This window comes from Streptomyces sp. NPDC008150 (assembly GCF_042956945.1).
Taxonomy (GTDB): Bacteria; Actinomycetota; Actinomycetes; order Streptomycetales; family Streptomycetaceae; genus Streptomyces.
Window position 1 is genome coordinate 706576 of the sequence record NZ_JBIBHJ010000002.1, and the last position, 25869, is coordinate 732444.

Annotated in this window: 23 protein-coding genes; 11 read left to right on the forward strand and 12 right to left on the reverse strand. The window is 73.5% G+C overall.

Features of this window, described 5'->3' with window-relative positions:
* Positions 1-129 precede the first annotated feature (129 nt).
* Positions 130-576 (forward strand): type II toxin-antitoxin system PemK/MazF family toxin, encoded by a 447-nt coding sequence (locus ACFZA0_RS09105; protein ID WP_391013446.1) that lies wholly within the window; start codon positions 130-132, stop codon positions 574-576.
* Here ACFZA0_RS09105 and ACFZA0_RS09110 read toward each other — a convergent pair.
* Entirely contained in the window at positions 561-1445 is an 885-nt protein-coding gene (locus tag ACFZA0_RS09110; protein ID WP_391013447.1) for a TIGR02452 family protein, read from the reverse strand. The genes ACFZA0_RS09105 and ACFZA0_RS09110 overlap by 16 nt on opposite strands.
* Positions 1446-1733: 288 nt before the next feature.
* Between ACFZA0_RS09110 and egtA the strand changes: the two genes are divergently transcribed.
* The 4 genes from egtA (at position 1734) to egtD (ending at position 6205) form a co-directional block, all read left to right on the forward strand.
* Positions 1734-3038, forward strand: coding sequence for an ergothioneine biosynthesis glutamate--cysteine ligase EgtA (gene egtA, locus ACFZA0_RS09115; RefSeq protein ID WP_391013449.1), 1305 nt, complete (start codon positions 1734-1736; stop codon positions 3036-3038).
* A complete protein-coding gene (egtB, locus tag ACFZA0_RS09120) occupies positions 3035-4357 on the forward strand; it encodes an ergothioneine biosynthesis protein EgtB (RefSeq protein ID WP_391013451.1) in 1323 nt (440 codons plus the stop codon). The genes egtA and egtB overlap by 4 nt, the downstream gene beginning before the upstream one ends.
* A complete protein-coding gene (egtC, locus tag ACFZA0_RS09125; RefSeq protein ID WP_391013453.1) occupies positions 4357-5151 on the forward strand; it encodes an ergothioneine biosynthesis protein EgtC in 795 nt (264 codons plus the stop codon). The genes egtB and egtC overlap by 1 nt, the downstream gene beginning before the upstream one ends.
* A gap of 73 nt (positions 5152-5224) precedes the next feature.
* Entirely contained in the window at positions 5225-6205 is a 981-nt protein-coding gene (gene egtD / locus ACFZA0_RS09130; RefSeq protein ID WP_391013455.1) for an L-histidine N(alpha)-methyltransferase, read from the forward strand.
* 32 nt (positions 6206-6237) lie between these two features.
* On the opposite strand, the gene ACFZA0_RS09135 is transcribed toward egtD, so the two are convergent.
* Entirely contained in the window at positions 6238-7620 is a 1383-nt protein-coding gene (locus ACFZA0_RS09135; RefSeq protein ID WP_391013457.1) for an MFS transporter, read from the reverse strand.
* A 146-nt stretch (positions 7621-7766) separates the two neighbouring features.
* On the opposite strand from ACFZA0_RS09135, the gene ACFZA0_RS09140 reads away from it, so the two are divergent.
* Positions 7767-8348, forward strand: a complete 582-nt coding sequence (locus tag ACFZA0_RS09140; protein WP_391013459.1) for a CGNR zinc finger domain-containing protein — start codon at positions 7767-7769, stop codon at positions 8346-8348.
* 71 nt (positions 8349-8419) lie between these two features.
* On the opposite strand, the gene ACFZA0_RS09145 is transcribed toward ACFZA0_RS09140, so the two are convergent.
* Positions 8420-9676, reverse strand: a complete 1257-nt coding sequence (locus tag ACFZA0_RS09145; protein ID WP_391013461.1) for an extracellular solute-binding protein — start codon at positions 9674-9676, stop codon at positions 8420-8422.
* A gap of 247 nt (positions 9677-9923) precedes the next feature.
* Between ACFZA0_RS09145 and ACFZA0_RS09150 the strand changes: the two genes are divergently transcribed.
* From ACFZA0_RS09150 to ACFZA0_RS09165, 4 genes are all read left to right on the forward strand, one after another.
* Entirely contained in the window at positions 9924-10139 is a 216-nt protein-coding gene (locus tag ACFZA0_RS09150) for a dodecin (protein ID WP_391013463.1), read from the forward strand.
* An 89-nt stretch (positions 10140-10228) separates the two neighbouring features.
* Positions 10229-10720: a hypothetical protein gene (locus ACFZA0_RS09155; RefSeq protein WP_391013465.1), complete on the forward strand. Its 492-nt coding sequence runs from the start codon at positions 10229-10231 to the stop codon at positions 10718-10720.
* Between the two features lie 49 nt (positions 10721-10769).
* Entirely contained in the window at positions 10770-11807 is a 1038-nt protein-coding gene (locus tag ACFZA0_RS09160; RefSeq protein ID WP_391013467.1) for an MsnO8 family LLM class oxidoreductase, read from the forward strand.
* 73 nt (positions 11808-11880) lie between these two features.
* A complete protein-coding gene (locus ACFZA0_RS09165; protein WP_391013469.1) occupies positions 11881-14235 on the forward strand; it encodes an ATP-binding cassette domain-containing protein in 2355 nt (784 codons plus the stop codon).
* Positions 14236-14299: 64 nt separating this feature from the next.
* Here ACFZA0_RS09165 and ACFZA0_RS09170 read toward each other — a convergent pair whose 3' ends face one another.
* The 5 genes from ACFZA0_RS09170 to ACFZA0_RS09190 form a co-directional block, all read right to left on the reverse strand.
* Positions 14300-15172: a 1-acyl-sn-glycerol-3-phosphate acyltransferase gene (locus tag ACFZA0_RS09170; protein ID WP_391013470.1), complete on the reverse strand. Its 873-nt coding sequence runs from the start codon at positions 15170-15172 to the stop codon at positions 14300-14302.
* Positions 15169-15942 carry a GNAT family N-acyltransferase gene (locus ACFZA0_RS09175; protein ID WP_391013471.1) on the reverse strand — a complete coding sequence of 258 codons (774 nt, stop codon included), beginning with the start codon at positions 15940-15942 and terminating at the stop codon, positions 15169-15171. Before ACFZA0_RS09175 ends, ACFZA0_RS09170 begins: the two co-directional genes overlap by 4 nt.
* A 300-nt stretch (positions 15943-16242) precedes the next feature.
* On the reverse strand, positions 16243-16992 hold the full coding sequence (locus ACFZA0_RS09180) for a succinate dehydrogenase/fumarate reductase iron-sulfur subunit (RefSeq protein ID WP_391013473.1): 750 nt from the start codon (positions 16990-16992) through the stop codon (positions 16243-16245).
* Positions 16989-18962 (reverse strand): fumarate reductase/succinate dehydrogenase flavoprotein subunit, encoded by a 1974-nt coding sequence (locus ACFZA0_RS09185; RefSeq protein ID WP_391013475.1) that lies wholly within the window; start codon positions 18960-18962, stop codon positions 16989-16991. Before ACFZA0_RS09185 ends, ACFZA0_RS09180 begins: the two co-directional genes overlap by 4 nt.
* Before the next feature lies 1 nt (position 18963).
* Positions 18964-19671, reverse strand: a complete 708-nt coding sequence (locus ACFZA0_RS09190) for a succinate dehydrogenase (RefSeq protein ID WP_391013477.1) — start codon at positions 19669-19671, stop codon at positions 18964-18966.
* A 94-nt stretch (positions 19672-19765) separates the two neighbouring features.
* Here ACFZA0_RS09190 and ACFZA0_RS09195 point away from each other — a divergent pair, with 94 nt between their 5' ends.
* The gene (locus ACFZA0_RS09195) at positions 19766-20650 is read left to right on the forward strand and encodes a LysR substrate-binding domain-containing protein (RefSeq protein ID WP_391013478.1); all 885 of its coding nucleotides are present in this window, start codon (positions 19766-19768) and stop codon (positions 20648-20650) included.
* Positions 20651-20672: 22 nt separating this feature from the next.
* On the opposite strand, the gene ACFZA0_RS09200 is transcribed toward ACFZA0_RS09195, so the two are convergent.
* From ACFZA0_RS09200 to ACFZA0_RS09215, 4 genes are all read right to left on the reverse strand, one after another.
* On the reverse strand, positions 20673-21452 hold the full coding sequence (locus ACFZA0_RS09200) for an oxidoreductase (protein ID WP_391013479.1): 780 nt from the start codon (positions 21450-21452) through the stop codon (positions 20673-20675).
* A gap of 101 nt (positions 21453-21553) precedes the next feature.
* A complete protein-coding gene (locus ACFZA0_RS09205; protein ID WP_391013481.1) occupies positions 21554-22372 on the reverse strand; it encodes an alpha/beta fold hydrolase in 819 nt (272 codons plus the stop codon).
* Positions 22373-22627: 255 nt separating this feature from the next.
* The gene (locus ACFZA0_RS09210; RefSeq protein ID WP_391013483.1) at positions 22628-24766 is read right to left on the reverse strand and encodes an EAL domain-containing protein; all 2139 of its coding nucleotides are present in this window, start codon (positions 24764-24766) and stop codon (positions 22628-22630) included.
* Complete coding sequence (locus ACFZA0_RS09215) at positions 24763-25575, reverse strand: SAM-dependent methyltransferase (protein WP_391013485.1); 813 nt, start codon at positions 25573-25575, stop codon at positions 24763-24765. The genes ACFZA0_RS09210 and ACFZA0_RS09215 overlap by 4 nt, the downstream gene beginning before the upstream one ends.
* Positions 25576-25869: the final 294 nt, after the last annotated feature.

Sequence of the window (25869 nt, forward strand, 5' to 3'; positions counted from 1 at the left end):
CCGGTTCCGCGCGACTCCGCGAGCGGAGCCGGCGGCCCACCGGCGCCCGGCGGCCGAGGAGTTGGGCCGCGGGCCGCGCAAGGGACGCCCGGGGTCACGGCGTTGAGGGCGGCCGCTAACGTGCTCCCTGTGACTTCCTTCCCCGATCAAGACGTTCCCGGCCGTTACGGCCCCACCGCCACCGTCGAGGCCGACCCCAACGAGGTCGGCCGGGTGCGCACCGAGTACGCCCCCGCGCACGACGGGGACCCCGACCCCGGCGAGATCGTCTGGACGTGGGTGCCCTACGAGGAGAACGACGGCCGCGGCAAGGACCGCCCGGTGCTCGTCGTGGCCCGCGAGGACGGCGGGACACTGCTGGCCGTCCAGCTCTCCAGCAAGCGGCACGACGGCGACCGCGAGTGGGTGCCGATGGGCAGCGGCCCGTGGGACCGGACCGGCCGCGACTCGTGGGTGAGCGTCGACCGCGTGCTGCGTGTCCACGAGGACGGCATGCGCCGCGAGGCGTGCGCGCTGGACCGCATGCGGTTCAACCTCGTGGTGCACCGGCTGCGGGAGCGCTACGGCTGGAGCTGACGCTCCGCGAAGGCCCGTTCGAAGGCCGACCGCACCCCGGCCCGCGGGGTGCGGTCGAGGACCGCGAACACGACGTGGTCGAAGGCTGTCGCGAAACGGCCCCCGGGGACGAGCTGCGCCCGGAAGGCGGACGCGACCGCGGCCGGGTCGTTCTGGAAGACGCCGCAGCCCCAGGCCCCCAGCACCGCACGGCGGTAACCCTGCGCGGCGGCCGTCTCCAGGACCCGTTCGGCGCGCACCGCGAGGGCGGCCGGCAGTTCACCGGTCCGCTCGGGAGCGGTGCGCCGGACCACTCCCGCGTTCGGGGCCGCCGCCGTCAGGAAGCCCACGGCGAACGGTGTGTCCAGCAGGCGGGCCTTCTCGTCCCGGAAGACGGGCACGGCCGGGGAGTGGACGACGCGGTCCGAGTAGAACGGGTCGCGGTGGGTGCGGTGGTGGTCGTAGAAACCGCGGGCCCGCAGCAGGCACGTGTACAGGGCGGACGCCCGGCACAGCGCCTCCTCCTGGGCCTGCGCGCCGTTGAGGTAGCCGCCGCCGGGGTTGCGCGCGGAGGCGAAGTTCAGGGCGGCGACGGGGCCGCCGTCCTGCGCGCCGGTCAGCCGGCGGGCCGCCTCCAGGGTGCTCTCCCCGGTGACCTCCAGCAGCGGACCGCGGTCCGTGGACGCCCCGTCGGGGGCGCCCGCACCGGCCGGATCCGGCCACCGTCCGGCCGCGGTGGGCAGCGGGCCGGGGCCGTGGACGCTGGTGCCGTCACACGCCTGGCCGAGAGCCCGCGCGAGGGGGACGACATGCCCGGCGGGTGCCCGGTACTCCCCCGCCGCCATGATCCGTTCGTTCTCGCGGGCGATCCCGCGCAGCCGCGCGCTCATGGCGCCACCCCCGTGGGCGCCACGACCGCGGCCCGCGCGGTCTCCCCCGTCTCCCCCGTCTTTCCCATGACCGAATGGTGAGTGACGGCCCTCGTGCGGGGCAACCGGGTTTCCGGGCCGGCGACACCTCCGGGAGCGGCGGCCCCGACGGTCGACCCCGGCCCGGAACGGCAGGATTTGCACCCTTGTGCGAATTGGTTCGAGGGTTTTGGGTGGGACGAACGGCATCGGTCCGGGCGGCTCGAATCCCGGACCGGTGGCATGGTGGAATCTCAGGAGGATCCCGACATGTCCGAATCGTTGAGTGACTGTACGGAGCCCCGCGCCGCGGTCACCGAGGCGGGGGCGGAGGCGCTGGTCCACGGCATCTCCTTCAAGACGGGCCCGCCCCGGCTGCTCGGCGTGGAACTGGAATGGCTCGTCCACGAGCTGCGGCGACCGCAGCTCCCCGTAGCACCCGAACGACTGGGCGCCGTGCACGCGGCCCTGCGCACCGCGCCCCTCACCTCGTTGTTCACCGTCGAGCCCGGCGGCCAGCTCGAACTCAGCTCGCCGCCCGCCGCCTCCCTCGCGGAGTGCGTCGACACCGTCTCCGCCGACCTCCGCACCGTCCGCGCGGTACTGCGCGAGGACGGGCTGCGTCTCGTCGGCATCGGGCACGATCCCTGGCAGCCGCCCCGCCGGTTCCTGCGCGAGCCGCGGTACGACGCCATGGAGGCCTGTCTCGACCGCACCGGTCCCGCCGGGCGCGCCATGATGTGCACCTCCGCCTCCGTCCAGGTCTGCCTGGACGCCGGGTACGAGGAGCCCGGCCCGCTCGGTCTCGGGCGCCGCTGGTGGCTGGCGCACCAGCTCGGCGCGGTCCTGATGGCGGCGTTCGCGAACTCGCCCATGGCGGGCGGACGGCCCACCGGCTGGCGCTCGACGCGGCAGCTGCGCTGGGTGGAGATCGGTCCGGGCCGCGCCGGCGGCCCCGACCTGGACGCGGAGCCGCGCGAGGCGTGGACCCGGCACGTCCTGGACTCCCCCGTCATGTGCGTACGCGGTGACGGCGACGGTCCCTGGCACGTGCCGGACGGCCTGACCTTCCGGGAGTGGACGCGCTCGGGTCTGCCCCGGCCGCCGACCCGGGAGGATCTCGACTATCACCTGACGACGCTGTTCCCGCCGGTCAGACCGCGCGGCCACCTCGAACTGCGCATGCTGGACGCCCAGCCCGGCGAGGACGGCTGGATCGTGCCGCTCGCCGTGACGACCGCGCTGTTCGACGATCCGCAGGCGGCGGAGACCGCGTACCGGGCGGTCAAGCCGCTCGCGGAGCGCACTCGCGCGGGACGCGCGCCGACCAACCGGCTCTGGCTCGACGCGGCCCGGTACGGGCTCGCCGACCCGGAGCTGCACGAGGTGGCGGTGGCCTGTTTCGTGGCGGCGCTGGAAGCCCTGCCGCGGCTCGGCGCCGACCGGCGGATCACCGACGCCGTCGCCTCCTACCTGAACCGGTACGTCTTCCGGGGCCGCTGCCCCGCCGACGACCTGCTCGACCGGCTGTGCGGTGCGGACCGCCGCCCGTACGGGAAGGACATCACGTCATGACCGACCCCACCCCCGACCCGGAGGCCCTGCGCGAGCGCGCCCTCGCCTCGCTGACCCGGGCCCGGGAACGGACCTCGCTGCTCACCGACTGCGTCGACGGCCCCGACCTCACGGCGCAGCACTCGCCGCTGATGTCGCCCCTGGTGTGGGACCTGGCCCACATCGGCAACCAGGAGGAGCAGTGGCTGCTGCGGGCCGTCGCCGGGCACGAGGCGATGCGGCCCGAGATCGACAGCCTCTACGACGCCTTCGAGCACCCGCGCTCGGCCCGCCCCAGCCTGCCCCTGCTGGCCCCGGTCGAGGCCCGCCGGTACGCGGCCGAGGTGCGCGGCAAGGCCCTGGACGTGCTGGAGAAGCACGGGTTCCGGGGCACCGCGCTGACGGAGTCCGGCTTCGCGTTCGGGATGATCGCGCAGCACGAACAGCAGCACGACGAGACGATGCTGATAACCCATCAGCTGCGGAGCGGTCCGCAGGCGCTGACCGCGCCGGAGCCGGAGTCCGCGGCGCCGTACGACGGTCCGGCCGAAGTGCTGGTGCCCGGCGGCCCGTTCACGATGGGCACCTCGACGGAGCCGTGGGCGCTGGACAACGAACGCCCCGCCCACCGGCGGGAGGTGGCGCCGTTCCTCATCGACACCACGCCCGTCACCAACGGGGCGTACCAGGCGTTCATCGCGGACGGCGGCTACGACGAACCGCGCTGGTGGGCGCCCGAGGGCTGGGCGCACGTCCGGCGGCGGTCGATCACGGCGCCGGAGTTCTGGCACCGGGACGGCGGCCAGTGGCTGCGGCGCCGGTTCGGCGTCACGGAGGTAGTGCCGCCCGACGAGCCGGTGCTGCACGTGTGCTGGTACGAGGCCGACGCGTACGCCCGCTGGGCGGGACGGCGGCTGCCGACCGAGGCCGAGTGGGAGAAGGCGGCCCGGCACGACCCGGCGTCCGGCCGCTCGCGCCGTTATCCGTGGGGCGACGCCGATCCGGGCCCGCAGCACGCCAACCTGGGCCAGCGGCACCTGCGACCGGCTCCGGCGGGCAGCTACCCGGCGGGCGAGTCGCCGCTGGGGGTACGGCAGTTGATGGGTGATGTGTGGGAGTGGACGGCGAGCGACTTCCTGCCGTACCCGGGCTTCACGGCGTTCCCGTACAAGGAGTACTCGGAGGTCTTCTTCGGACCCGACCACAAGGTGCTGCGCGGCGGTTCGTTCGGGGTGGACCAGGTGGCCTGCCGCGGGACCTTCCGCAACTGGGACTATCCGATCCGGCGGCAGATCTTCTGCGGCTTCCGCACGGCGCGTTCCGCGGGCGTGGACGCCTGATGTGCCGCCATGTCGCCGTGCTGGGGCCCTCGGAGCCGCTGGGCGGGCTCCTCGTCGATCCGCCGCACGCCCTGCACCGGCAGTCGTGGGCGCCCCGCGTCCAGGCGCACGGGACGGTCAACGCCGATGGTTTCGGGGTCGGTTGGTACGCCGAGGGTGATCCCGTACCGGCCCGCTACCGGCGCGCGGGGCCCATCTGGGCCGACCTGTCCTTCGCCGACCTGGCGCGGGTGGTGCGCTCGGGCGCGGTGCTCGCCGCGGTCCGGGACGCGACCCTGGCCGGTGCGGACGCCGAGGCGGCGGCGGCGCCGTTCGCCGCGGGCATCTGGCTGTTCAGCCACAACGGGGCGGTGCCGGGCTGGCCGCGGTCGCTGGCGCCGCTGACCGGCGCGCTGACCGCGACGGACCTGCTGTCCATGGAGGCGCGCAACGACTCGGCGTTCGTGTGGGCGCTGGTCCTCGCCCGCCTGCGCGGCGGCACCGAGGCGGGGTCGGCGCTGGCGGCCACGGTCCGCGAGGTCGACGAGGCGGCCCCCGGGGCACGGCTCAACCTGCTGCTCACGGACGGCTCGACGATCGCCGCGACCGCCTGGGGCGACACCCTCTGGTACCTCTCGGAGCCGGGCCGCACGGTCGTGGCGTCCGAGCCCTACGACGACGACCCGGGCTGGCGGGAGGTCCCCGACCGCACCCTGCTGACCGCCGACCGGCGCCACGTGCGGCTCACGCCGCTCGTGAGCCCGGCCGCCGGCCCGGCGCCGGCGGCCGCACCGGCGAGGGGGACGCACGCGTGAACCCCCCGGCTCCCGACCACCCCGAACGGCATCGCACCCGCACCCAACCGCCGCCGAACGAAGCGAGGCACCCGTGGCCGGCACCCGCACCTATGGCTACACCGACACCCTGGACGCCGAGCACTACGCGACGGCCCTGCGCGCCGACATCGCGGCAGGGCTGACCCGGACCCCGAAGTCCACCGCGCCCACCTGGTTCTACGACGCCCGGGGCAGCGAACTCTTCGAGGAGATCACCCAGCTCAAGGAATATCCGTTGTGGCGTGCCGAGTTGGGGCTGTTCCAGCTGCACGCCCGGGACATCGCCGAACGGACCGGCGCCCGCGCCCTGGTGGAACTGGGCTCCGGCAGCAGCACCAAGACCAACCTGATCCTGGACGCGCTCGGCCCCGCGGGGCTGCACTACGTCCCCGTCGACGTCAGCGCGGACGCCCTCCACCAGGCGGCCGACCGGCTCGTGCGGGAGTACCCGCGGCTCGAACTGCACGCCCTGCGGGCCGACTTCACGGCGCCGTTCACGCTGCCGCCGCTTCCGGAGGAGAGCCCGCGGCTGATCGCGTTCATCGGCAGCACACTGGGCAACTTCCGGCGTGCCGTCCGCGGCCCGTTCCTGCGGGAGCTGCGCGCCCTCATGCGCCCCGAGGACTTCCTGCTGATCGGTGCCGACCTGGTCAAGGACACCGAGGAGATGATCGCCGCGTACGACGACAGGGAGGGCGTCACCGCGGCGTTCGACAAGAACCTCCTGCACGTCCTCAACCGTGAGCTGGACGCCGACTTCGACCCGGACGCCTTCGAGCACCGGGCCGTGTGGCGCGAGGACGAGCAGCACATCGAGATGCGGCTGCGCAGCACCGCCGAACAGACCGTCACCCTGGGCAAGTTGGACCTGGCGGTGGACTTCGCGGCCGGCGAGGAGTGGATCACCGAGCGCAGCGCCAAGTTCACCACGGACGGGCTGCGGGCCGAGCTGGCCGGGGCGGGCCTGCGCACGGACCACGTCTGGGCGGACAACGGGGCGGGCTTCGCCGTCGTCCTCGCGACGGCGGGCTGACCGACCCGCTGCGGCCGGACCTCCGGGCCGTCTCACGCCGGGCCGGGCACCGTGACGGTGTCCGGCCCGGCGTCGCGTGCTCCGGGCACGGCGTCCAGGGCGGACCTCGTGAGGACCCGTACGAAGGGGACGACGGTGAGGGCGACGGACGCCGCGAAGACGGCGAACGCCGCGCGGAAGCCGACCCCTTGGGCCAGCAGTCCCATCAGCCCGGCCCCGAGCGGCATCGCGCCCCAGCTGAACAGGCGGCTCACGGCGTGGTAGCGGCCGAGCATGTTCCCGGGCACCGACTGCTGCGCGATCGTACGGGAGTTGACCGTCCAGAGCGTGCCGCCCAGGCCGCCCGCGAACGCCGCCCCGGCGACCGCCCAGAGGCTGCCGGTCAGCGCCGGAACGGCCATCATCGCGCAGGTGCCGACCAGGTCGGCGAACATCACCCGGCGGCGGCCGAAGTACCGGTTGGCCCGCGTGACGACGAGGGCGCCCACCAGCCCGCCGACGCCGAGGGCGCTCAGCAGCGTCCCGTACTCACGGGAGCCGAGCCGCATGACCTCGGTGGCGTACAGGGGCATGAGGGCCAGCCAGGCGCCCCAGCAGGCGCACAGCACGGTCAGGATCAGGGCCATGGTGCGCAGCAGCGTGTGGTGCCAGAGACGGCGCACCCCCTCGGCGATCCGCTGGTTCACGCCGGCCGGGACGGTGCCCGCGGCGGCCGTCCCGTCGGGTGCGGTCGCGCGGAAGTCGCCGACGAGCAGGACCAGGACGGCCGTGGCGGCCAGGTAGGACACCCAGGTGACGCCGAGCGCGACACCGGTTCCGGCGGCGAGGAGCAGGCCGCCGACGAAGGGGCCGCAGAACTCGTTGCAGACGGTCTCGGCGCCCGCGATCCAGGCGTTGGCGCGTTCGCGGCCGGCGGGCGGGGTCAGGGCCGGGACCAGCGCGGCGGCCGAGGTCAGCGCGACGACCTCGGCCACGCCGAGCGCCGCGCCCGCGGCGCAGAGCACGGGCACGGTGACGTCACCGCGCACCGCGACCGGGATCACGGCGCCCAGTGCGGCGAGCCGCAGGGCGTCCGCGGCCCACAGCAGGCGCCGCCTGTCCACGCGGTCGACCAGGACGCCGACGTGCAGGGCGGCCAGCAGCCACGGCAGGGACAGCGTGAGCGACACGGCGGCGACCTGGGCCGGGGAACCCGACGCACGGGCGGCGAGCAGCGGCAGGGCGATCTTGGTGACGCCGTCGGCGAGGTTGGTGACGGCGGTGAAGACCAGGAGGACCGGGACGTTGCGCGGCGCGGGCGGCGGTCGGTCCGGCCCCGCGTCCGGCTTCACGTCCGGCCCCACGTGCGGTTCGCGCGGTTCCGCGGCCGTCCGCTCCTGCCCCGCGTGGAGGGTGTGTTCACCGTGCGCACTCATCAGCTCCCCTAACCTTCTAACGGCTTCACCGGTGATGTACGGGCCGCCGATTCTGGCACGGCGCACCGGAACTCCGCTACCCGGCAAAGGGGTTAGCCGGTTAACCGGGCGTAGGATGGCGGCCTTCGGAACGGGAGGAGGGGCCCATGCTCGACGCACCGGCTTCGGCACTGCTGATCGAGGCCTTCGCCAACACGGTCGACGTGGAACTCGGCACCGACGAACTGGCCACGCCGGCCGGACTGTCGGCGTGGCTGGCCGCCCGGGAACTCCTCGACCGCCCGCGCCGGATCGGCGCCGCCGACCACGCCCTGTGCCTGCGTCTGCGCGACGGCGTGCGCGAGGAACTGGGGACACACGTCGGCGAGACGGCCGACGCCGCGCTGCTCGCCGGGGCGGACGAGGCGCTGCGAGAACTGCCCGTGCTCATGTCCGTCCGGGGCGGCGGGGCGGGCGGCCCCGCACTGTCCCCCGCGCCGGAACTGTCACCGGTCCGCGCGGCCCTGGCCCGACTCGCCGTCGCGTGGACGGAGTTGACCGTCACGGGCGACGCGGCCCGGCTCAAGCGGTGCTCCGAGCACGCCTGCGCCTGGGTGTTCTGGGACGTGTCGAAGAACCGCAGCCGCCGCTGGTGCTCTATGCGGGTGTGCGGCAACCGGGCCAAGGCCCGCCGCTACACGGCGCGGCAGACGGCCACCGCGCCTGCGACCGGGCTTCCGCACGACTGACGGTGCATCAATTGTGCAGCGCGGAAAGGGGCGTTGGCGTGATGACCGCCAACGCCCCTCTCACCTCCGCCTCACAGGTGGGGCGTCAGCGCGTCGGTGATCTTCTCGGACGCGCGCTTGGCCTCCGTCGCCGGGTCGTTCCCGGACAGTACGCGGGTCATGTAGCCCTTGATCGGGTTGTCGGCCTCCACCGCCGCCCACTGCGGGCTGTTGGGCGTCGCCCTGCCCTGGGCGGCACCGGCCGCCATCGCGGCCACCCCCTCCTCGCCGCCGACCGCGTCGGCCAGGGTGGTCTTGTTGGGCACGTAGTCCATCGTGCGGGCCAGCTCGGTGTCCCACTTGCTGCCGGTGAGGGCGGCGACGACGGCGACGGCCGCGTCCCGGTCGTCGGTGTTGCGCGGCACGACCAGGTCGGAGCCGCCGGTGAAGACGGCCCCCGGCTTCTCCGCAGTCGGGCCGGGAATGGTGAAGTAGCCCAGCTCGTCCTTGAGTTCGGGGTTCTGCTGCGTGATCGCCTGGGCCACGCCCGGGACGGCGATGATCTGCGCGACCTTCCCCTTCGCGAATACGCCCGCCTGCGGCGGGTGTTCCTCGTCGGCGGCCACGGGGCCGTCACCGAGCGACTGGAGCCGGCGGTAGAAGTCCATGCCGCTCAGGGCGGCGGGGGTGTCGAGCGCGCCCTGCCACAGGCTGTCCTTCTCCGTCGCGAGGTCGCCGCCCTCGTCCCAGATGAAGCCGGAGAGCGTGTACCAGTCCTGTCCGGCCAGGTAAATGCCCTGGTTTCCGCCCGAGTTGAGCTTCTCGGTGTCCTCGATCCATTCGTCGCGGGTGCGGGGCGGCGACTTGATGCCGGCCTGCTCGAACAGGTCCTTGCGGTAGACGACGACGCGGTTGGCGGCGTACCAGGGGATGCCGTACTGGATGGAGCCGTCCTGGCCGGGCTCCGCGAGGCCGGGCAGCCAGTCGCCCATGCCCCAGTCGCGCATGGACTCCAGGGTCAGGTTGGTCAGCCGGCCTCCCTCGACGTACTGCGGCACCTGGGTGTTGCCGACCTCGATCACGTCGGGCGCGTCGGCGGACTCCGAGGACAGCGCGTCCTCGACCTTGCCGCCGATGCCGGTCCACTCCTGGATGCGGATGTCGAGGCGCAGATCGCTGTGGGTCGATTCGAAATCCTTGGTGAAGCTGCTCAGGAACTCCTTGGACGCGCTGTCCTTCATCAGCCAGACGGTGACCGTGTGACGGCCGCTTGCGGAGCCGGGCAGGGCACCGCAGGCGCTGACGAGTGAGGCGGACACGCAGACGAGGGCGAGCAGACGAGGTCTCACGAGTGGTCCAGTTCTGTCTGACGGACAGGGCGAAGGAGCCCGACGTGGGGGACGAGCTCGTGACTCGTGCGGGTGCCAGGATTTTGGTATGGACCAATGCCCGAGGTCAAGGGGCGTCCGGCCGGGACGCCGACGCCTCGCGGTCGGCGCCGGGATGCGGCACGGTTGAGGAACGCGTGTACGCGGCTGCGCGTGACGCGCGTGAACGTGAACCGCTTGAGCCGTCACGGCGGAGAGGACCACTCGCATGTCCGAGCACACGTACCGGGTCACGGAGATCGTCGGCACCTCGCACGAGGGGGTCGACCAGGCCGTGCGCAACGGCATCAGCCGCGCCTCGCAGACCCTGCGCAACCTGGACTGGTTCGAGGTGACCCAGGTCAGGGGGCAGATCGAGAACGGTGAGATCGCGCATTACCAGGTCGGCCTGAAGGTCGGCTTCCGCATCGACGCGGACGACTGAGCCGGTCCGGGCCCCTCCCGGCCGCCTGCCCCGCCGCGTTCCTCCCGGTCCCGGCGGCGGCCGGGGCCGGCCGTCCCTAGGGTGGGCGGGTGACCGACCACCACAAGCCGTCCCTCGCCGTCTTCGACCTGGACAACACCCTCGCGGACACGGCCCACCGGCAGCACTTCCTCGACCGTTCGCCGCGCGACTGGAGCGGTTTCTTCGCGGCGGCGCCGCAGGACCCGCCGGTCGCCGAGGGGGTGGCACTCGCCCGGGAATCCGCCCTCACGTGCGAGGTCCTCTACCTCACCGGGCGGCCCGAACGCTGCCGTCGCGACACGCTCGGCTGGCTGGCCGAGCACGGGCTGCCCGAGGGCCGGCTGCTGATGCGCCGGAACGACGACCGCAGACCGGCCCGGCGCACCAAGCTGGAGACCCTGCGCCGCCTCGCGCGCGACCGCGAGATCCGGATGCTCGTCGACGACGACGAACTGGTCTGCGACGACGCGGAGCGGGCCGGGTTCACCGTGGTGCGGGCCCGCTGGGCGGCACGGTCCGCCGCGCTGCGCGACGCCCAGGACGGCGAGGGCCGCACCTGACGGCCGCACCCCGCGGGAATGCCCCGCCCGCGCGCACGTTGACCTGAGGGTGAGCTCTGTGATCGCCGGCACCCGCTTCTCCGTCCTCGACCGCTCCCGCACCCGCGCGGACCGGCCGCCGGGCGAGGCGCTGCGGGACACGGTGGCGATGGCGCGCGAGGTCGAGGCGCTCGGCTACGACCGCTTCTGGGTGTCGGAACACCACGGGGTGCCCGGCGTGGCCGGATCCGCGCCCACGGTGCTCGCGGCGGCGGTGCTCGCCGCGACGCGGACCATCCGGGTGGGCACCGGCGGCGTGATGCTGCCCAATCACCGGCCCTTCGTCGTGGCCGAGCAGTTCGGGGTCCTGGAGTCGCTGTTCCCGGGACGGGTGGACATGGGACTCGGGCGGTCGGTGGGGTTCACCGACGGCGTGCGGCGGGCGCTGGGACGCGGCAAGGGCGACGCCGACGACTTCGCGGCCCAACTCGACGAACTCCTCGAGTGGTTCGCGGGCGCCTCCACGAGCGGCGTGCGCGCGCTGCCCGCCGAGGGGCTGGTCGTACCGCCCTTCGTGCTGGCCGTCGGCGAGGGGGCCGTGATCGCCGCGCGCGCGGGACTCCCGGTGGTCGTCGGTGACCTCCGCGACCGCGAGCGGATGCTGCGCGCCGTCGACCGCTACCGCAGCGGGTTCCGGCCCTCCCCCTGGGCCGCGGAGCCGTACGTCGTCGTCTCCGGGACCGTGGCGGTGGCGGCGGACACCGGGGCGGCCGAGCGGCTGCTGGTGCCCGAGGCCTGGTCCATGGCGCACGCGCGCACCCACGGCACGTTCCCGCCGCTGCCGCCCGCCGAGCGGGTGGCGTCCCTGCCGATGACGGCCAAGGAGCGCGAGTTCTACGAGGCGGGGCTGCGCGGCCAGGTGGCGGGCACCGCGCGGGAGGTCGGCGGGCTGCTGGAGGACGTACTCGCGGACACGGGCGCCCAGGAGGTCCTGGTCACGACGAGCACCTACGACCGGACGGCCCTGCTCGACTCCCACCGGCGGCTGGCCGGGGTGCTCCGGGCGGCGCGCGAGGCGCGACTGGACCCGCTCGCCTACGATCGGTGAGTCGCGTCTTCGCGATCGCACATCCTCCGCCTGCCGTGTCCGCCCCTCGTCCCCGCTCCGGGAGTCGCCCGTCATGCCCGCTCCGCACGACCAGTACGTCCGCGTCCGCGGCGCCCGTGAGCACAATCTGCGCGGCGTCGACGTCGACATCCCGCGGGACGTGCTGGCCGTGTTCACCGGGGTGTCCGGGTCCGGCAAGTCCTCGCTCGCGTTCGGGACGGTGTACGCGGAGGCGCAGCGCCGGTACTTCGAGTCGGTCGCGCCGTACGCACGCCGGCTGATCCACCAGGTGGGCGCGCCGAAGGTGGGCGAGATCACCGGGCTGCCGCCGGCCGTGTCGCTCCAGCAGCGCCGGTCGGGCCCGACGTCCCGGTCCTCGGTGGGAACGGTCACGAACCTGTCCAACTCGCTGCGGATGCTGTTCTCCCGCGCCGGTGACTACCCGCCCGGTGCCGGCCGGCTGGACTCCGACTCGTTCTCCCCCAACACCGCCGCGGGCGCCTGCCCGCACTGCCACGGCCTCGGGCGTGTGCACCGCACGACGGAGGAACTGCTCGTCCCCGACCCGTCGTTGTCGATCCGGGACGGGGCGATCGCGGCCTGGCCGGGTGCCTGGCAGGGCAAGAACCTGCGGGACGTCCTCGACGCGCTCGGGCACGACGTGGACCGCCCGTGGCGCGAGCTGCCGGCCGCGGAGCGCGAGTGGATCCTGTTCACGGACGAGCAGCCCGTCGTCACGGTGCACCCGGTACGGGACGCGGGACGCATCCAACGCCCCTACCAGGGCACGTACATGAGTGCCCGACGGTATGTGCTGAAGACGTTCTCCGACTCGAAGAGCACGAGTCTGCGCGCGAAGGCGGAGCGGTTCCTCACCAGTGAGCGGTGCCCGGTCTGCGACGGCCGCAGGCTGCGCCCGGAGGCGCTCGCCGTGACCTTCGCGGGCCGTACGGTCGCCGACCTGGCCGCGCTGCCGCTCACCGACCTGGACGCGCTGCTGGCGGGCGAGCGGGACGGCTCGGAGACGGTCCGGGTGCTGACCGGCGACCTGCGGTCCCGGATCGCGCCGGTCGTCGAACTGGGCCTCGGCTACCTCGGCCTCGACCGCGCCACTCCCACCCTCTCGGCGGGCGAGCTGCAACGCCTGCGCCTGGCCACGCAGTTGCGCTCGGGACTGTTCGGCGTGGTGTACGTGCTCGACGAGCCGTCGGCGGGACTGCACCCGGCGGACACCGAGGCCCTGCTCACCGTCGTCGCGCGGCTGAAGGCGGCCGGGAACTCGGTGTTCGTGGTGGAGCACCACCTGGACGTGGTGCGTGCCGCCGACTGGCTGGTGGACGTGGGGCCGGGCGCGGGCGAGCACGGCGGCCGGGTGCTGCACAGCGGTCCCGTGGCCGAACTGGCCGACGTGGCCGAGTCGGTGACGGCGCGTTACCTCTTCGACACCGCTCCCCCGGCGCGGCGCGAGGTACGGGCGCCGCGCGGCCGGCTGAAGGTGGGCCCGGTGTCGCGGCACAATCTGCGGGACGTCACGGCCGAGATCCCGCTCGGCGTGCTGACCGCGGTCACCGGCGTGTCCGGGTCGGGCAAGTCGACGCTGGTGGGTGAGATCCCGGAGCAGCCGGAGGGCGTGGGCCGCCTCGTCTCGGTGGACCAGCGCCCCATCGGGCGCACCCCGCGCTCCAACCTGGCGACGTACACAGGGCTGTTCGACGTCGTGCGGAAGGTGTTCGCGGCCACCGACGAGGCGCGTGAACGGGGTTACGGGGTCGGGCGGTTCTCGTTCAACGTGCCGGGAGGGCGCTGCGAGACCTGCCAGGGCGAGGGGTTCGTCAGCGTCGAGCTGCTCTTCCTGCCGTCGACGTACGCGCCGTGCCCGGACTGCGGCGGGGCCCGCTACAACCCCGAGACGCTCGAAGTGACGTACCGGGGGCGGAACATCGCGCAGGTGCTGGACCTCACGGTGGAGGGCGCCGGGGAGTTCTTCGCCGACGTCCCGTCGGTCGCCCGCTCGCTGGCCACGCTGCTCGACGTGGGCCTCGGCTATCTGCGGCTGGGGCAGCCCGCGACCGAGCTGTCCGGCGGTGAGGCCCAACGCATCAAGCTGGCGGGCGAGTTGCAGCGCGGCCGACGCGGTCACACGCTGTACCTGCTCGACGAGCCGACGACGGGACTGCACCCGGCGGACGTCGAGGTGCTGATGCGTCAGCTCCACGGGCTGGTGGACGCGGGCCACACGGTCGTGGTCGTCGAGCACGGCATGGCGGTGGTGGCGGGCGCGGACTGGGTGATCGACCTCGGGCCGGGCGGCGGCGAGGAGGGCGGCCGGATCGTGGCGACGGGTCCCCCGGCGGCGGTAGCCCGCGCGCAGGGCAGTGCGACGGCCCCGTACCTGAAGCGGGCACTCGGTACGGGCGGGCCGCGCTGACAGCCCGACCGGGCCATGGCGAGGGGACCCGCGAGGTCTCGCCCGGGGCGGCACCGGGCCTCCCCTACCCCGGCACCTCCGCCGTGGCCAACGCCCCTGCCGCGCACGGCACTTCCGGGCGGCGGGCGCCCGCGTCCGCGGTCACCCCGCCCGTGGCCGCCGCGCCCCGCACCGCCGCCTCGGCCGCCGCCGCCAGCGCACGGCGGTCCGGGTAGCGGCCCGGCGGGAGGGGCGGGCAGACGTGGACCTCGGCCGTCAGGCCCCCGGTGCGCGCCACGCGCCACATCGACGCGAGCAGGGTGTCCTCGCCGACGAAGGCGGGCGCCGTGCTGACCGCTCCGGCGGCCGCCAGGTAGCGGACCCGGACCGGCTGCACGGGCACCCCGGCGTCCAGCGCCGCCTGGAACGCGGCCCGGTGGAAGGTGCCGCCCGAGCGCCCGCACCAGGTGCTGCCCTCGGGGAAGACCCCGACGGCCGCGCCGCGGCGCAGCGCCCCGGCGATCCGGGCCACCGTGTCCGGAAGGGCGCGCAGCCGGTCCCGTTCGATGAACAGCACGCCCGCGCCCTCCGCGATCCGGCCCGCGACCGGCCACGCGCGGATCTCCCGCTTGGCGAGCATGCGGGCCGGGCGCACCGCGCCCAGCAGGGGGACGTCCAGCCAGGAGACGTGGTTGGCGACCAGCAGCGCCCCGCCGGTGACGGCGGGCCCGCCGGTGAGCCGGGTGCGGACTCCCGCGGCCCGTACGACGGCACGGCACCAGCGGCGGGTACGGCGCTCGGGGATCCACCGCGCGAGGGGGACGAGCGCCGCGCCCGCCGCGACGAGGGCGACGACCGCGGTCAGCCGCGCCACGGCGCGCGGCACGCCGACGGCCGGGCCCGCCGGGGTCACGCAGTGCGCCGGGGTGCAGGGCGCCGTGGGCAGCCAGCCGCTCACCGGGCGGCCAGCAGGGAGAGGAAGTGCCGCAGGTAGCGGGGGTCGACCCGTTCCATCGGGAGCAGCACGAACAGGTCGGCGACCCCAAAGTCGGGGTCGTGCGCGGGCTCGCCGCAGACCCAGGCGCCGAGCCGCAGGTAGCCGCGCAGCAGCGGCGGCAGCGGAGTGTGTCCGGGGCGGGCGTCGGCCCCGGGGATCCAGGGCCGCAGTGGCCGCACCCGGTAGCTGTCCGGGGACATGTGCTTGGCGCGGACGCGGTCCCAGGCGCCGGCCGCGAGGGTGCCGCCGTCGGAGAGCGGGACGGAACAGCAGCCGGCCAGCCAGGCGTGGCCGCGGTCGGTCATGTAGCGGGCTATGCCTGCCCAGATGAGGGCGATGACCGCGCCGTCCCGGTGGTCGGGGTGCACGCAGGAGCGGCCGACCTCGACGAGGCCGGGGCGCAGCGCGTCGAGCCGGGTCAGGTCGAACTCGCCCTCCGCGTACAGGCGTCCGGCGATCGCGGCGCGCTCGGGCGGCAGCAGTCGGTAGGTGCCGACGACCTGGTCGGTGAGGGTGTCGCGGACGAGGAGGTGGTCGCAGTACGCGTCGAAGTCGTCGGTGTCGAGGCCGGGCCGGGGGCCGGTGAGCCGGGCCCCCAGTTCGCCGGCGAACACGTCGTGGCGCAGGCGCTGCGCGGCGCGCAGGTCGGCCTCGTCACGGGCGAGGGTGACGGTGTAGCGGGAGGGTGCCGCGGGCTGGGGAGCACGGTCGAGCGTGGTGGCGCCGGGCATGGCTGTCTCCTGGGCACGGGGGCCGGTTCGGCGGGACGACGGGCGGACCGTGTCGCGGGCCGCCGGGTCAGTTCTTCCGACGCCGGTTGGCGTGCGCGTGACCTGTGCCAGGAGGGGGGATGTGCGGTTGCTGAATGCCGGGGGCGCGGGGTGTCGGGCACGCCGTGCGGGCGCCCGGGTGGCGCCGACGGCGCGGGGTACGGCGTGCGAGACGGGACCGGGGATGAGCACCACTCCCGGTCCCGCCCGTCCGCACGCTCGGCGAACGTCTGTGGGCCGCCCGGCGGCGGGCCGGCCGGGTCAGCGCCGGGACGCCCTGCGGGTCGCGCGCAGCCACTCCTTGTTCATGCCGGTGATCGACATGAGCGGGATGTCCTTGGGGCAGGCGGTGGCGCACTCGCCGGTCAGGGTGCAGCCGCCGAAGCCCTCCTCGTCCATCTGGGAGACCATGTCCAGCACGCGGGTCTCCCGTTCCGGGGCGCCCTGCGGCAGCACGTTCAGATGGTTGATCTTCGCGGACGTGAACAGCATCGCCGCACCGTTCGGGCAGGCGGCCACACAGGCGCCGCAGCCGATGCACTCGGCGTGCTCGAAGGCGAAGTCGGCGTCGGGCTTGGGGACCGGTGCGGCGTGCGCCTCCGGTGCGGCGCCGGTGGGGGCGGTGATGTAGCCGCCGGCCTGGATGATCCGGTCGAACGCGGAGCGGTCGACGACCAGGTCCTTCACAACCGGGAACGCCGAGGCGCGCCACGGTTCGATGTCGATGGTGTCGCCGTCGGCGAAGGACCGCATGTGCAGCTGGCAGGTGGTGGTCCGCTCGGGCCCGTGCGCGTCGCCGTTGATGACGAGCGAACAGGCACCGCAGATGCCCTCGCGGCAGTCGTGGTCGAAGGCGACCGGGTCGTCGCCCTTGAGGATGAGTTCCTCGTTGAGGGTGTCGAGCATCTCCAGGAACGACATGTCGCTGGAGATCCCGTCCACCTCGTACGTGGACATGGCGCCGTCGGCGTCGGCGTTCTTCTGCCGCCAGACGCGCAGGGTGAGCTTCATGCGTAGCTCCGCTGGGTGGGGTGGACGTACTCGAAGACCAGGTCTTCCTTGTGCAGGACGGGCGCCGCGCCGGTGGCGGTGAACTCCCAGGCCGCCGCGTAGGAGAACGCGTCGTCCCGGCGGGCGGCCTCGCCGTCCGGGGTCTGCGACTCCTCGCGGAAGTGGCCGCCGCAGGACTCGGCGCGGTGCAGCGCGTCGAGGCACATCAGCTCGGCGAGTTCGAGGTAGTCGACGATGCGGTTGGCCTTCTCCAGCGACTGGTTGAACTCCTCGCCGGTGCCCGGCACCTTGATGCGGCGCCAGAACTCCTCCCGGATCTGCGGGATGCGCTCAAGTGCCTTGCGCAGTCCGGCGTCCGTGCGGGCCATGCCGCAGAACTCCCACATGAGTTCGCCGAGTTCGCGGTGGAAGGAGTCCGGGGTGCGGTCGCCGTCCACGGCGAGCAGGAGGTTGAGCCGGTCCTGCGTCTCCGCCAGCACGTCCTGGACGACGGGGTGTTCGTCGGTGACGGGGTCCTGGTGCGGGTTGCGGGCCAGGTAGTCGTTGATCGTGGCCGGCAGCACGAAGTAGCCGTCGGCCAGGCCCTGCATCAGCGCGGACGCGCCGAGCCGGTTGGCGCCGTGGTCGGAGAAGTTGGCCTCGCCGACCGCGAACAGGCCGGGGACGGTGGTCTGGAGGTCGTAGTCGACCCAGAGTCCGCCCATCGTGTAGTGCACGGCCGGGTAGATGCGCATCGGGACCCGGTACGGGTCCTCGGCGGTGATCCGGGCGTACATGTCGAAGAGGTTGCCGTACTTGGCCTCGACGGCCTTGCGGCCCAGGCGCTGGATGGCCTCGGCGAAGTCGAGGTAGACGCCCTGGCCGCCGGGGCCGACGCCGCGTCCCTCGTCGCACACGTTCTTCGCGGCGCGGGAGGCGATGTCGCGGGGCACGAGGTTGCCGAAGGACGGATAGATGCGCTCCAGGTAGTAGTCGCGCTCGTCCTCGGGGATCTCGTTGGGCGGGCGGCTGTCGCCCTTGGCCTTCGGCACCCAGATCCGGCCGTCGTTGCGCAGCGACTCGCTCATCAGGGTCAGCTTGGACTGGTGCTCGCCGGTGCGCGGGATGCAGGTCGGGTGGATCTGCGTGAAGCAGGGGTTGGCGAAGTAGGCGCCGCGGCGGTGGGCGCGCCAGACCGCGGTGGCGTTGGAGTTCATGGCGTTCGTCGACAGGTAGAAGACGTTGCCGTAGCCGCCGCTGGCGAGGACGACCGCGTCCGCGAAGTACGTGTCGATCTTCCCGGTGATCAGGTCGCGGGCGACGATGCCGCGGGCGCGGCCGTCGACGACGATCACGTCGAGCATCTCGGTGCGCGGGTGCATCTCGACGTTGCCGGCGGCGATCTGCCGGGACAGCGCCTGGTAGGCGCCGAGGAGGAGCTGCTGGCCCGTCTGGCCGCGGGCGTAGAAGGTGCGGGAGACCTGGACGCCACCGAAGGAGCGGGTGTCGAGCAGGCCGCCGTACTCGCGCGCGAAGGGGACGCCCTGCGCGACGCACTGGTCGATGATCTCGACGGAGATCTGCGCGAGGCGGTGCACGTTCGACTCGCGGGCGCGGAAGTCGCCGCCCTTGACGGTGTCGTAGAAGAGGCGGTGCACGGAGTCGCCGTCGTTGCGGTAGTTCTTCGCGGCGTTGATGCCGCCCTGGGCGGCGATGGAGTGGGCGCGCCGCGGGGAGTCCTGGTAGCAGAACTGCACGACGTGGTAGCCCTGTTCGGCGAGCGTGGCGCCCGCCGAGCCGCCGGCCAGGCCGGTGCCGACGACGATCACGGTGTGCTTGCGCCGGTTGGCCGGGTTGACCAGCTTGGCCTCGAAGCGTCGGGTGTCCCAGCGCTCCTTGACCGGCCCGGCCGGGGCCTTGGTGTCGGCGACCGGTTCCCCGGTCGTGTAGTCGGCGAAGTCGGCGGAAACGCTCAGGTCGGAAGCACTCATGTCAGCTCACCAGTCCGGTCATGACACCCACGGGCACCGCGATGAAGCCCAGCGTGAGCAGCACCGCGAGGACGTTGGCGACGGTCTTGAGGGCGCGGTCGCGGGAGCGGCTGCCGGCGCCGAGGGTCTGGGCGGCGCTCCAGAAGCCGTGCTGCACGTGCAGGCCGAGCGCGAGCATCGCCACGATGTAGATGACGTTCCCGTACCAGGTGGAGAAGGTGTCCACGACGTTCTGGTAGGGGTGTCCGGGCTGGAAGCCGCCGGAGTGCACGGTGCCGGTGGTCAGGTCCAGGATGTGCCACACGACGAACAGCGCGAGGATGATCCCGCCCCAGCGCATGGTGCGCGTGGCGTAGCTCGAACCGGCCTTCTTGTGCACGTACTTGGTGGGGCGCGCCCTGATGTCGCGGCGGCTGAGCTGGTACGCGGACACCGCGTGGGCGACGACGGCGACCACCAGCACCACGCGGATCACCCAGAGGGTCCACTCGTAGTGCATGAAGGGCTCGCCGACGGTGCGCAGCCAGTGGGCGTAGGAGTTGAACGTGCCGGGACCGAAGAAGATCTTCAGGTTGCCGAACATGTGGACGACCAGGTACAGCAGCATGATCAGGCCGCTGACAGCCATCACTGTCTTCTTGCCGACGGTGCTGTCCCACACGCTGCGTGCGAAGGACGGCCGTCGGTCCGTCCGCGTTGCCAGAGCCATGTTGGCCAACGCTAGGGCCGAAGGACCCGATCGGTCCAAGACATGGTTTTCCTTGATTCCATAGCCTGCAACTATCGAGGTCTAGGGTGGGGGCATGCAGTTCCAGCAGCTCCAGTACTTCGTGGCGGTCGCCGAGACCCGGCACTTCACGCGCGCGGCGGACCTCGTGCACGTGGCGCAGCCCTCGTTGTCGCAGCAGATCAAGGCGCTGGAGCGGGAGCTGGGGGCCGATCTCTTCGTGCGGGCACGCGGCAACATCGCCCTCACGGACGCCGGGGAGGCGCTGCTGCCGCTGGCCCGGCGGATCCTCGCCGACGCGGACACGGCACGGTACGAGGTGCAGGAACTGGTGCAGCTGCGCAGCGGCCGGGTGCGGCTGGGAGCGACACCGAGCCTGTGCACGGGACTGGTGCCCGACGTGCTGCGGGCCTTCCACGACCGCTATCCCGGTATCCGGCTGATGGTCGAGGAGGGCGGCTCGCACGACCTGGTGCGGGAGCTGGCGCGCGGTGCGCTCGACCTCGCGCTCGTCGTGCTCCCGCTGCCCACCCCGTCGCCGGCGCTGACCACCGTGGAGCTGCTGCGCGAGGACCTGGTGGTGGTGTCCTCCCCCGATTCCCCGCGTCCGGGCGGGACGAGGGCCGCGGTGCGGATCTCGGACCTGGAGGGCGAGCGCCTGGTGATGTTCCGGCACGGCTACGACCTGCGGGAGCTGACGGTCGCCGCGTGCCGGGCGGAGGGCTTCGAACCGGACTTCGCGGTGGAGGGCGGTGAGATGGACGCGGTGCTCGGCTTCGTCCGCGCGGGCCTCGGGCTGGCCGTGGTGCCGCGCATGGTGGCGGCACGGTCCGGGAGCGGGCTGCGGGTCACCCCGCTGGCCCGCCCCGGTCTCCACCGCACCATCGCGCTGGCCCACCGCAGCGACGTCGACCCGCCGCGTGCGGCCCGTGAGCTCCAGCGGATGCTGCTGGAGCGCTGAGCGGGCGCGGCGGGCGTCCCGGCTACCGCGTCGGGATCAGGCCGCCGTCGATCACCAGGTCGCTGCCGGTGATGTTGCCCGCCCGGTCGCCGGCGAGGAACAGCACCGCGTCGGCGACCTCCTCGGGCCGGGAGAAGCGCCCGGTCGCGGTCCCGGAGGCCGCCTGCGCCACGATGTCGTCGGGAGTGCCGCCCGCTGCCGCCGACACCGTGTGCGCCACCCCGCCGTCCCCGAGCCACAACTGCGTCTCGACGGGCCCGGGGCTGACGGTGTTGACCCGTACGCCCCGGGGGCCGACCTCCTTGGACAGCGCCTTGGAGAAGGCGAGCAGGGCGGCCTTGCCCGCGCTGTAGTCGATCACCAGCGGGTCGGGCAGGGTGGCGTTGACCGACGCCACCGTCACGATGCTGCCGCGCCCCGCCGCCAGCATCGGCGGCAGCGCGGCGCGGGTGACGCGGACCGCGGTGAGGAGGTTCAGGTCGAGGGTGCGCGCCCAGTCGTCGTCGCCCACCGACAGGAAGCCACCGGTGCGCGCCGGGGCCGCGCCCACGTTGTTGACGAGCACGTCGATCCGGCCCCCGGCCGCCGCGACCAGCCGGTCGGCGGCCTCCGGCTCCCCGAGGTCGACGGGCACCCAGGTCACCGAGCCCTCCTTGACCAGCGCCTCCAGCTCGTCGGAAGCGGTGCGCGACCCGGCGACGACGTGCGCGCCCGCCGCCGCCAGCGCCCGCGTGACGGCGAGCCCGATGCCCTTGCTGGCGCCGGTCACGACGGCGGTCCTGCCCTCGAACTCCGTACTCATGGTTCTCAACTCCCGTGTGGGCGCCCCGCGGGGCGCGAACATTCGGTCAACAGGGGCGCTGCGCGGGCCAATCGTCCGCGCACCGGATCAACGGCCCTCTCTCACACGCCCGGTGAGCCGTGCACACCCTTCTTGTCCAGCCACTCCAGCGCGTACGTGGCGACCTCCCGCCAGCCGTGGTCGAGGGTCAGGGAGTGCCCGCGGTCGGGGAACTGCTTGAGCTCCGTGACCGCCGGGGACTTCGCGTAGAGCTTGTACGCGCCGCGGGTCACGACGTCCGGGACGGTGTGGTCGACGCCGCCGGAGATCAGCAGCAGGGGGCCGCGGTCCGCGTTGTCCGTGGCGACCTTCGCCGCCGAGTTCCTGCTGAAGTTGGCGAACGCGGCCTCGAACAGCGGGCGTCCGGGCGAGGGGATCGTGTGCCGCTCGAACAGCTCGTCCGACTCGGCCTGTTCCAGCGCGTTGCCGAAACCGTAGCGGAACTGGGCCGCGGTCAGCGCGACGGACCGGCCCCGGTTGGCCGGGTTGCCGAGGACGGGGAAACCGGAGCGCAACTGGGCCGGCGGCAGCGCCTTGACGCCCTTGATCTGGGCGGGGTCGATGGCGACCGCCGCGCGGGCGAGGCCCTTGCCCAGCAGTTTCTGGGCGATCAGGCCCCCGAACGAGTGGCCGATCACGACCGGCGGCGCGTCGAGGGCGCCGATGATGCCGGCGTAGTGGTCGGTGACGTCGTCGATCCCCCGTCCGGCCACGGCATCCGGCGCGCGGCGGGCCTCGGCCACCGTCGCCGCCTCGCCGGGCCAGCCCGGGGCGACCGGGGCGTAGCCGTGCTCGGCGGCGAGGTCGGCCCAGGGCTGCCAGGAGGTGGCGTGCAGCCACAGTCCGTGGATGAACACGAGCGGCGTGGGCGATGCGGTCATGACCGGCTCCTGGGGGCCAGGCCCCGCCGCTGCGGCGGGGCGACGGCACAAGCTTCCCGCCCCGGCGGGCGCACTGCGCGACGAATCGGTCGAATGACCGTACGGATTAACAGGACCGCAAAGCAACGGTCCCCGGACGGTGCCGGGGACGCCCCGGGCGCGCTCCCGACGGTCCTCGCGCGGGCGCGACGGCCGCAGCGCGGACCGGGCGGGCACCCGGCCGCGCGGCTCAGCCCGTCGCGCCGGCCGCGCGAATCAGCCCGTCGCGTCCACCAGGGCCAGTTCGTGCAGCCGCTCCGGCGGGCCGGGACGGGCGTAGTACCAGCCCTGTGCGGTGTCGCAGCCGAGGATGCGCAACTGGTCGGCCTGGGCGCCCGTTTCGACGCCCTCGACGGTGACGGTCAGGTCGAGACTGTGCGCGAGGGCGACGATCCCCTCGACGATCTTCAGGTCCACGAGGTCCGCCGGGAACTGCTGCATGCTCTGCGTGAACGAGCGGTCCAGCTTGAGCACGCTGACCGGCAGCCGGCGCAGGTTGGCGAGGTTGGAGTACCCGGTGCCGAAGTCGTCGAGGGCGATGTCGACGCCCATCTCGGCGAGCCGGCGCAGCGGTTTGAGCAGGTCGTCGTCGGCGCCGATCAGCGCGGACTCGGTGACCTCCAGGCACAGCGCCTCGGGCCCGACGCCCGCCCGTTCCAGGATGTCGACCGTGTCCTGCACCAGACCGGGGTAAGTGAGCTGGCGGGGCGAGAGGTTGACGTTGACGCGCAGCGGTCCCCCGTCCGGGCCCTGGCGCTCCTGCCACACGCGGGCCTGGCGGACCGACTGTTCGAGCACCCAGCGGCCCAACGGCACGATCTGGCCGGTGTGTTCGGCCAGCGTGATGAAGCGGTCGGGGCCGAGGACGCCGTGCTGCGGGTGCAGCCAGCGCACCAGGGCCTCCGCGCCGTGCACCACGCCGTCGGCGAGGTTGACCAGCGGCTGGTACTCGATGAAGAACTCGCTGCGGTCCAGGGCGGCCGGCAGCGCGGTGGTGAGCCCGTGCCGGGTGATGGCGCGCGCGTCGGCCTCCTCGTCGGCGAGTTCGAAGCGGTTGCCGCCCGCCGACTTGGCCCGGTACATCGTGATGTCGGCGCTGCGCAGCACCTCGGCAGGTCCGCGCCTGCCGGCGGGTCCCTCGACGACGCCGATGGAGCCGCGCACGGTGAGTTCGCGGCCGTCGATGCGCACGGGGGTGACGAGCGCGTTCATGATGCGCCCGGCCAGTTCCTCGACCTCGCGCTCGGTGTCGGGGCCGGTGATGAGCGCCACGAACTCGTCGCCGCCGAGGCGGGCCACCATCTCGCCGGAGCGGGTCGCGCAGGACTGGATGCGGTCGGCGACCTCGACCAGGAGCCGGTCGCCTGCCGCGTGGCCGAGGCTGTCGTTGATGGTCTTGAAGCCGTCGAGGTCCAGGTAGCAGAGGCCGAACCGCTGGCCCTCGCCCGCGGCCAGCGCCTTCTCCAGGCGCTCGAAGAACAGGGTGCGGTTGGGCAGCCCGGTGAGCGCGTCGTGCGTGGCCTCGTAGCGCAGCCGCAGGTTGAGCAGCCGGCGCTCGGTGGTGTCCTCCATGAGGGCGAGCTGGTACTGCGGGCTGCCGTCGGCGTCGCGCAGCAGGGACACCGTGAGGTTGGTCCACAGGGTGGTGCCGTCGGGCCGGTGGAAGGCCTTCTCCACGTGGTAGTGCTCGCGTTCGCCCCGCACCAGTTCCTGGTAGAGCTTGCCGATCTGCGGGCCGTCCTCGGGGTGCGACCACTCGCCGGCGTTGCGGGCGCGCACGCTCTGCTCGGAGCCGCCGAACATGCGCAGCAGCGCGTCGTTGACCTGGAGGACGTTCCCGGCGAGGTCGGAGATCGCGATGCCTATCGCCGCGCCCTCGAAGACCGCGCGGAAGCGTGCCTCGCTCGCGTGCAGCGCCGCGGCGACCACGCCCTGCGCCTGGAGGGCGGCCTGGGCGATCGACTCCTGCTCGCCCAGGGTGCGTTCGCGCAGGGCGCGGGCGAACCCGGCGGCCATGGCGTGCTGGAGGCGGGCCGAGCGGGCCCGCAGATCGTCGGCGGGGTTCTCGTCGCCGCAGTAGAGCACCAGGTACGCCTCGACGCAGTCCAGGCTGTGGCTGAGCGCGTCCGGGTCGGTGCAGTGCGCCGCGACCAGGGCGGCGCCGACGGCCTTGCCCTCCTCGGCGTCGAAGGTCCTGGCCCGCAGCGCGGTGCTCAACCGCCGTGCGAGCGGCAGGAGTTGTTCCTCGAACTCGGGCCGTGTCAGCGACGTCGAGGTGACCGGGAAGACCGCGCGGCTCCATATCGTCGCGAACCGGCGCAGTCTGTCCTCCGGTCCGTCCGGCTCCGCGTTCACGCCGTACGCCCCACTCCCGCGTAGCCGGAGAAGGCGAACGGGTCCTCGTCCTCCGGATCGGTCTCCGGCCGCCAGAGCGGCATCGGTACCAGCCCGGGTTCCACCATGTCGTACCCCTCGAAGAACCGTGCGACCTCGTCGCGTGTGCGCATGATCAGCGGGTTGCGGATGTCCTTGTACACGTCGACCGCGGCCTCGGTGCGCTCGGACGGGAGCGGCATGCCCTCGTACGTGGCGTGCGTGAGGACGAGCAGGCTACCCGGTGCGAGCGCCGAGCCGAGTTCGGCCAGCGCGCCGTACGGGTCGTCCGCGTCGTCCACGAAGTGCAGTATGGCAACGAGGAGCAGGGCGACCGGCCGCTTCAGGTCGATGAGCCGCTCCACCTGCTCGGCGGCCAGGATCTCCCGCGGCCTGAGCAGGTCGCCCGCCACGACGTCCGCGTCCGGGTTGCCGCGCAGCACCGCCTGGCTGTGCGCGACCGCCACCGGGTCGTGGTCGACGTAGACGACGTGGGCGCCGGGACGTGCCCCCTGGGCGATCTCGTGGACGTTGCCGAACGTGGGGATGCCCGAACCGATGTCGAGGAACTGGGTGATGCCCTCGTCCACCGCGTACCGCACCGCCCGCCGCATGAACGCCCGGTTCGCCTGGCCGATCTTGGGGAGGCCGGGCACGAACTCCATGACCTTGCGGGCCGCTTCGCGGTCGGCCTCGAAGTTGTGGGAGCCGCCCAGGTAGTAGTCGTAGATGCGCGCGACGCTGGGCACCGAGGTGTCGATGCTCCGTGGGGCCCAGGCGGGACGCTCCATCGATTCTCCAACGCGTAGGCGATCCGGTGTTCGAGCTGAGGCTACTGATCGTCCGCCGAAGGAGCGACCCGAAACGGAAAATGACCGTCCGTTCCCGGTCACCGCGTCCCAACTGCCCTGCTGCTCTTGCCCGGACGCCGTGCGAAAAGTGTCCGAAGTGTGCCGGACGAAGCCGCCCGGCACGGTAACGGGCTTGCCCCGTAACGGGGTTGGCCCTCCACCACCAGCGTACGCGGGTGCCGTCGCGGGGTGCGCACCGTGACGGCGGGACGGCCCGCCCCCTCCTTCGGCAGG

Coding starts and splice junctions, on each gene's coding strand:
- ACFZA0_RS09110 (WP_391013447.1), bottom strand. CDS start 1,445: ATGAGCGCGCGGCTGCGCGGGATCGCCCGCGAGAACGAACGGATCATG.
- egtA (WP_391013449.1), top strand. CDS start 1,734: ATGTCCGAATCGTTGAGTGACTGTACGGAGCCCCGCGCCGCGGTCACC.
- egtB (WP_391013451.1), top strand. CDS start 3,035: ATGACCGACCCCACCCCCGACCCGGAGGCCCTGCGCGAGCGCGCCCTC.
- egtC (WP_391013453.1), top strand. CDS start 4,357: ATGTGCCGCCATGTCGCCGTGCTGGGGCCCTCGGAGCCGCTGGGCGGG.
- ACFZA0_RS09135 (WP_391013457.1), bottom strand. CDS start 7,620: ATGAGTGCGCACGGTGAACACACCCTCCACGCGGGGCAGGAGCGGACG.
- ACFZA0_RS09140 (WP_391013459.1), top strand. CDS start 7,767: ATGCTCGACGCACCGGCTTCGGCACTGCTGATCGAGGCCTTCGCCAAC.
- ACFZA0_RS09150 (WP_391013463.1), top strand. CDS start 9,924: ATGTCCGAGCACACGTACCGGGTCACGGAGATCGTCGGCACCTCGCAC.
- ACFZA0_RS09165 (WP_391013469.1), top strand. CDS start 11,881: ATGCCCGCTCCGCACGACCAGTACGTCCGCGTCCGCGGCGCCCGTGAG.
- ACFZA0_RS09175 (WP_391013471.1), bottom strand. CDS start 15,942: ATGCCCGGCGCCACCACGCTCGACCGTGCTCCCCAGCCCGCGGCACCC.
- ACFZA0_RS09180 (WP_391013473.1), bottom strand. CDS start 16,992: ATGAAGCTCACCCTGCGCGTCTGGCGGCAGAAGAACGCCGACGCCGAC.
- ACFZA0_RS09185 (WP_391013475.1), bottom strand. CDS start 18,962: ATGAGTGCTTCCGACCTGAGCGTTTCCGCCGACTTCGCCGACTACACG.
- ACFZA0_RS09190 (WP_391013477.1), bottom strand. CDS start 19,671: ATGGCTCTGGCAACGCGGACGGACCGACGGCCGTCCTTCGCACGCAGC.
- ACFZA0_RS09195 (WP_391013478.1), top strand. CDS start 19,766: ATGCAGTTCCAGCAGCTCCAGTACTTCGTGGCGGTCGCCGAGACCCGG.
- ACFZA0_RS09200 (WP_391013479.1), bottom strand. CDS start 21,452: ATGAGTACGGAGTTCGAGGGCAGGACCGCCGTCGTGACCGGCGCCAGC.
- ACFZA0_RS09205 (WP_391013481.1), bottom strand. CDS start 22,372: ATGACCGCATCGCCCACGCCGCTCGTGTTCATCCACGGACTGTGGCTG.
- ACFZA0_RS09215 (WP_391013485.1), bottom strand. CDS start 25,575: ATGGAGCGTCCCGCCTGGGCCCCACGGAGCATCGACACCTCGGTGCCC.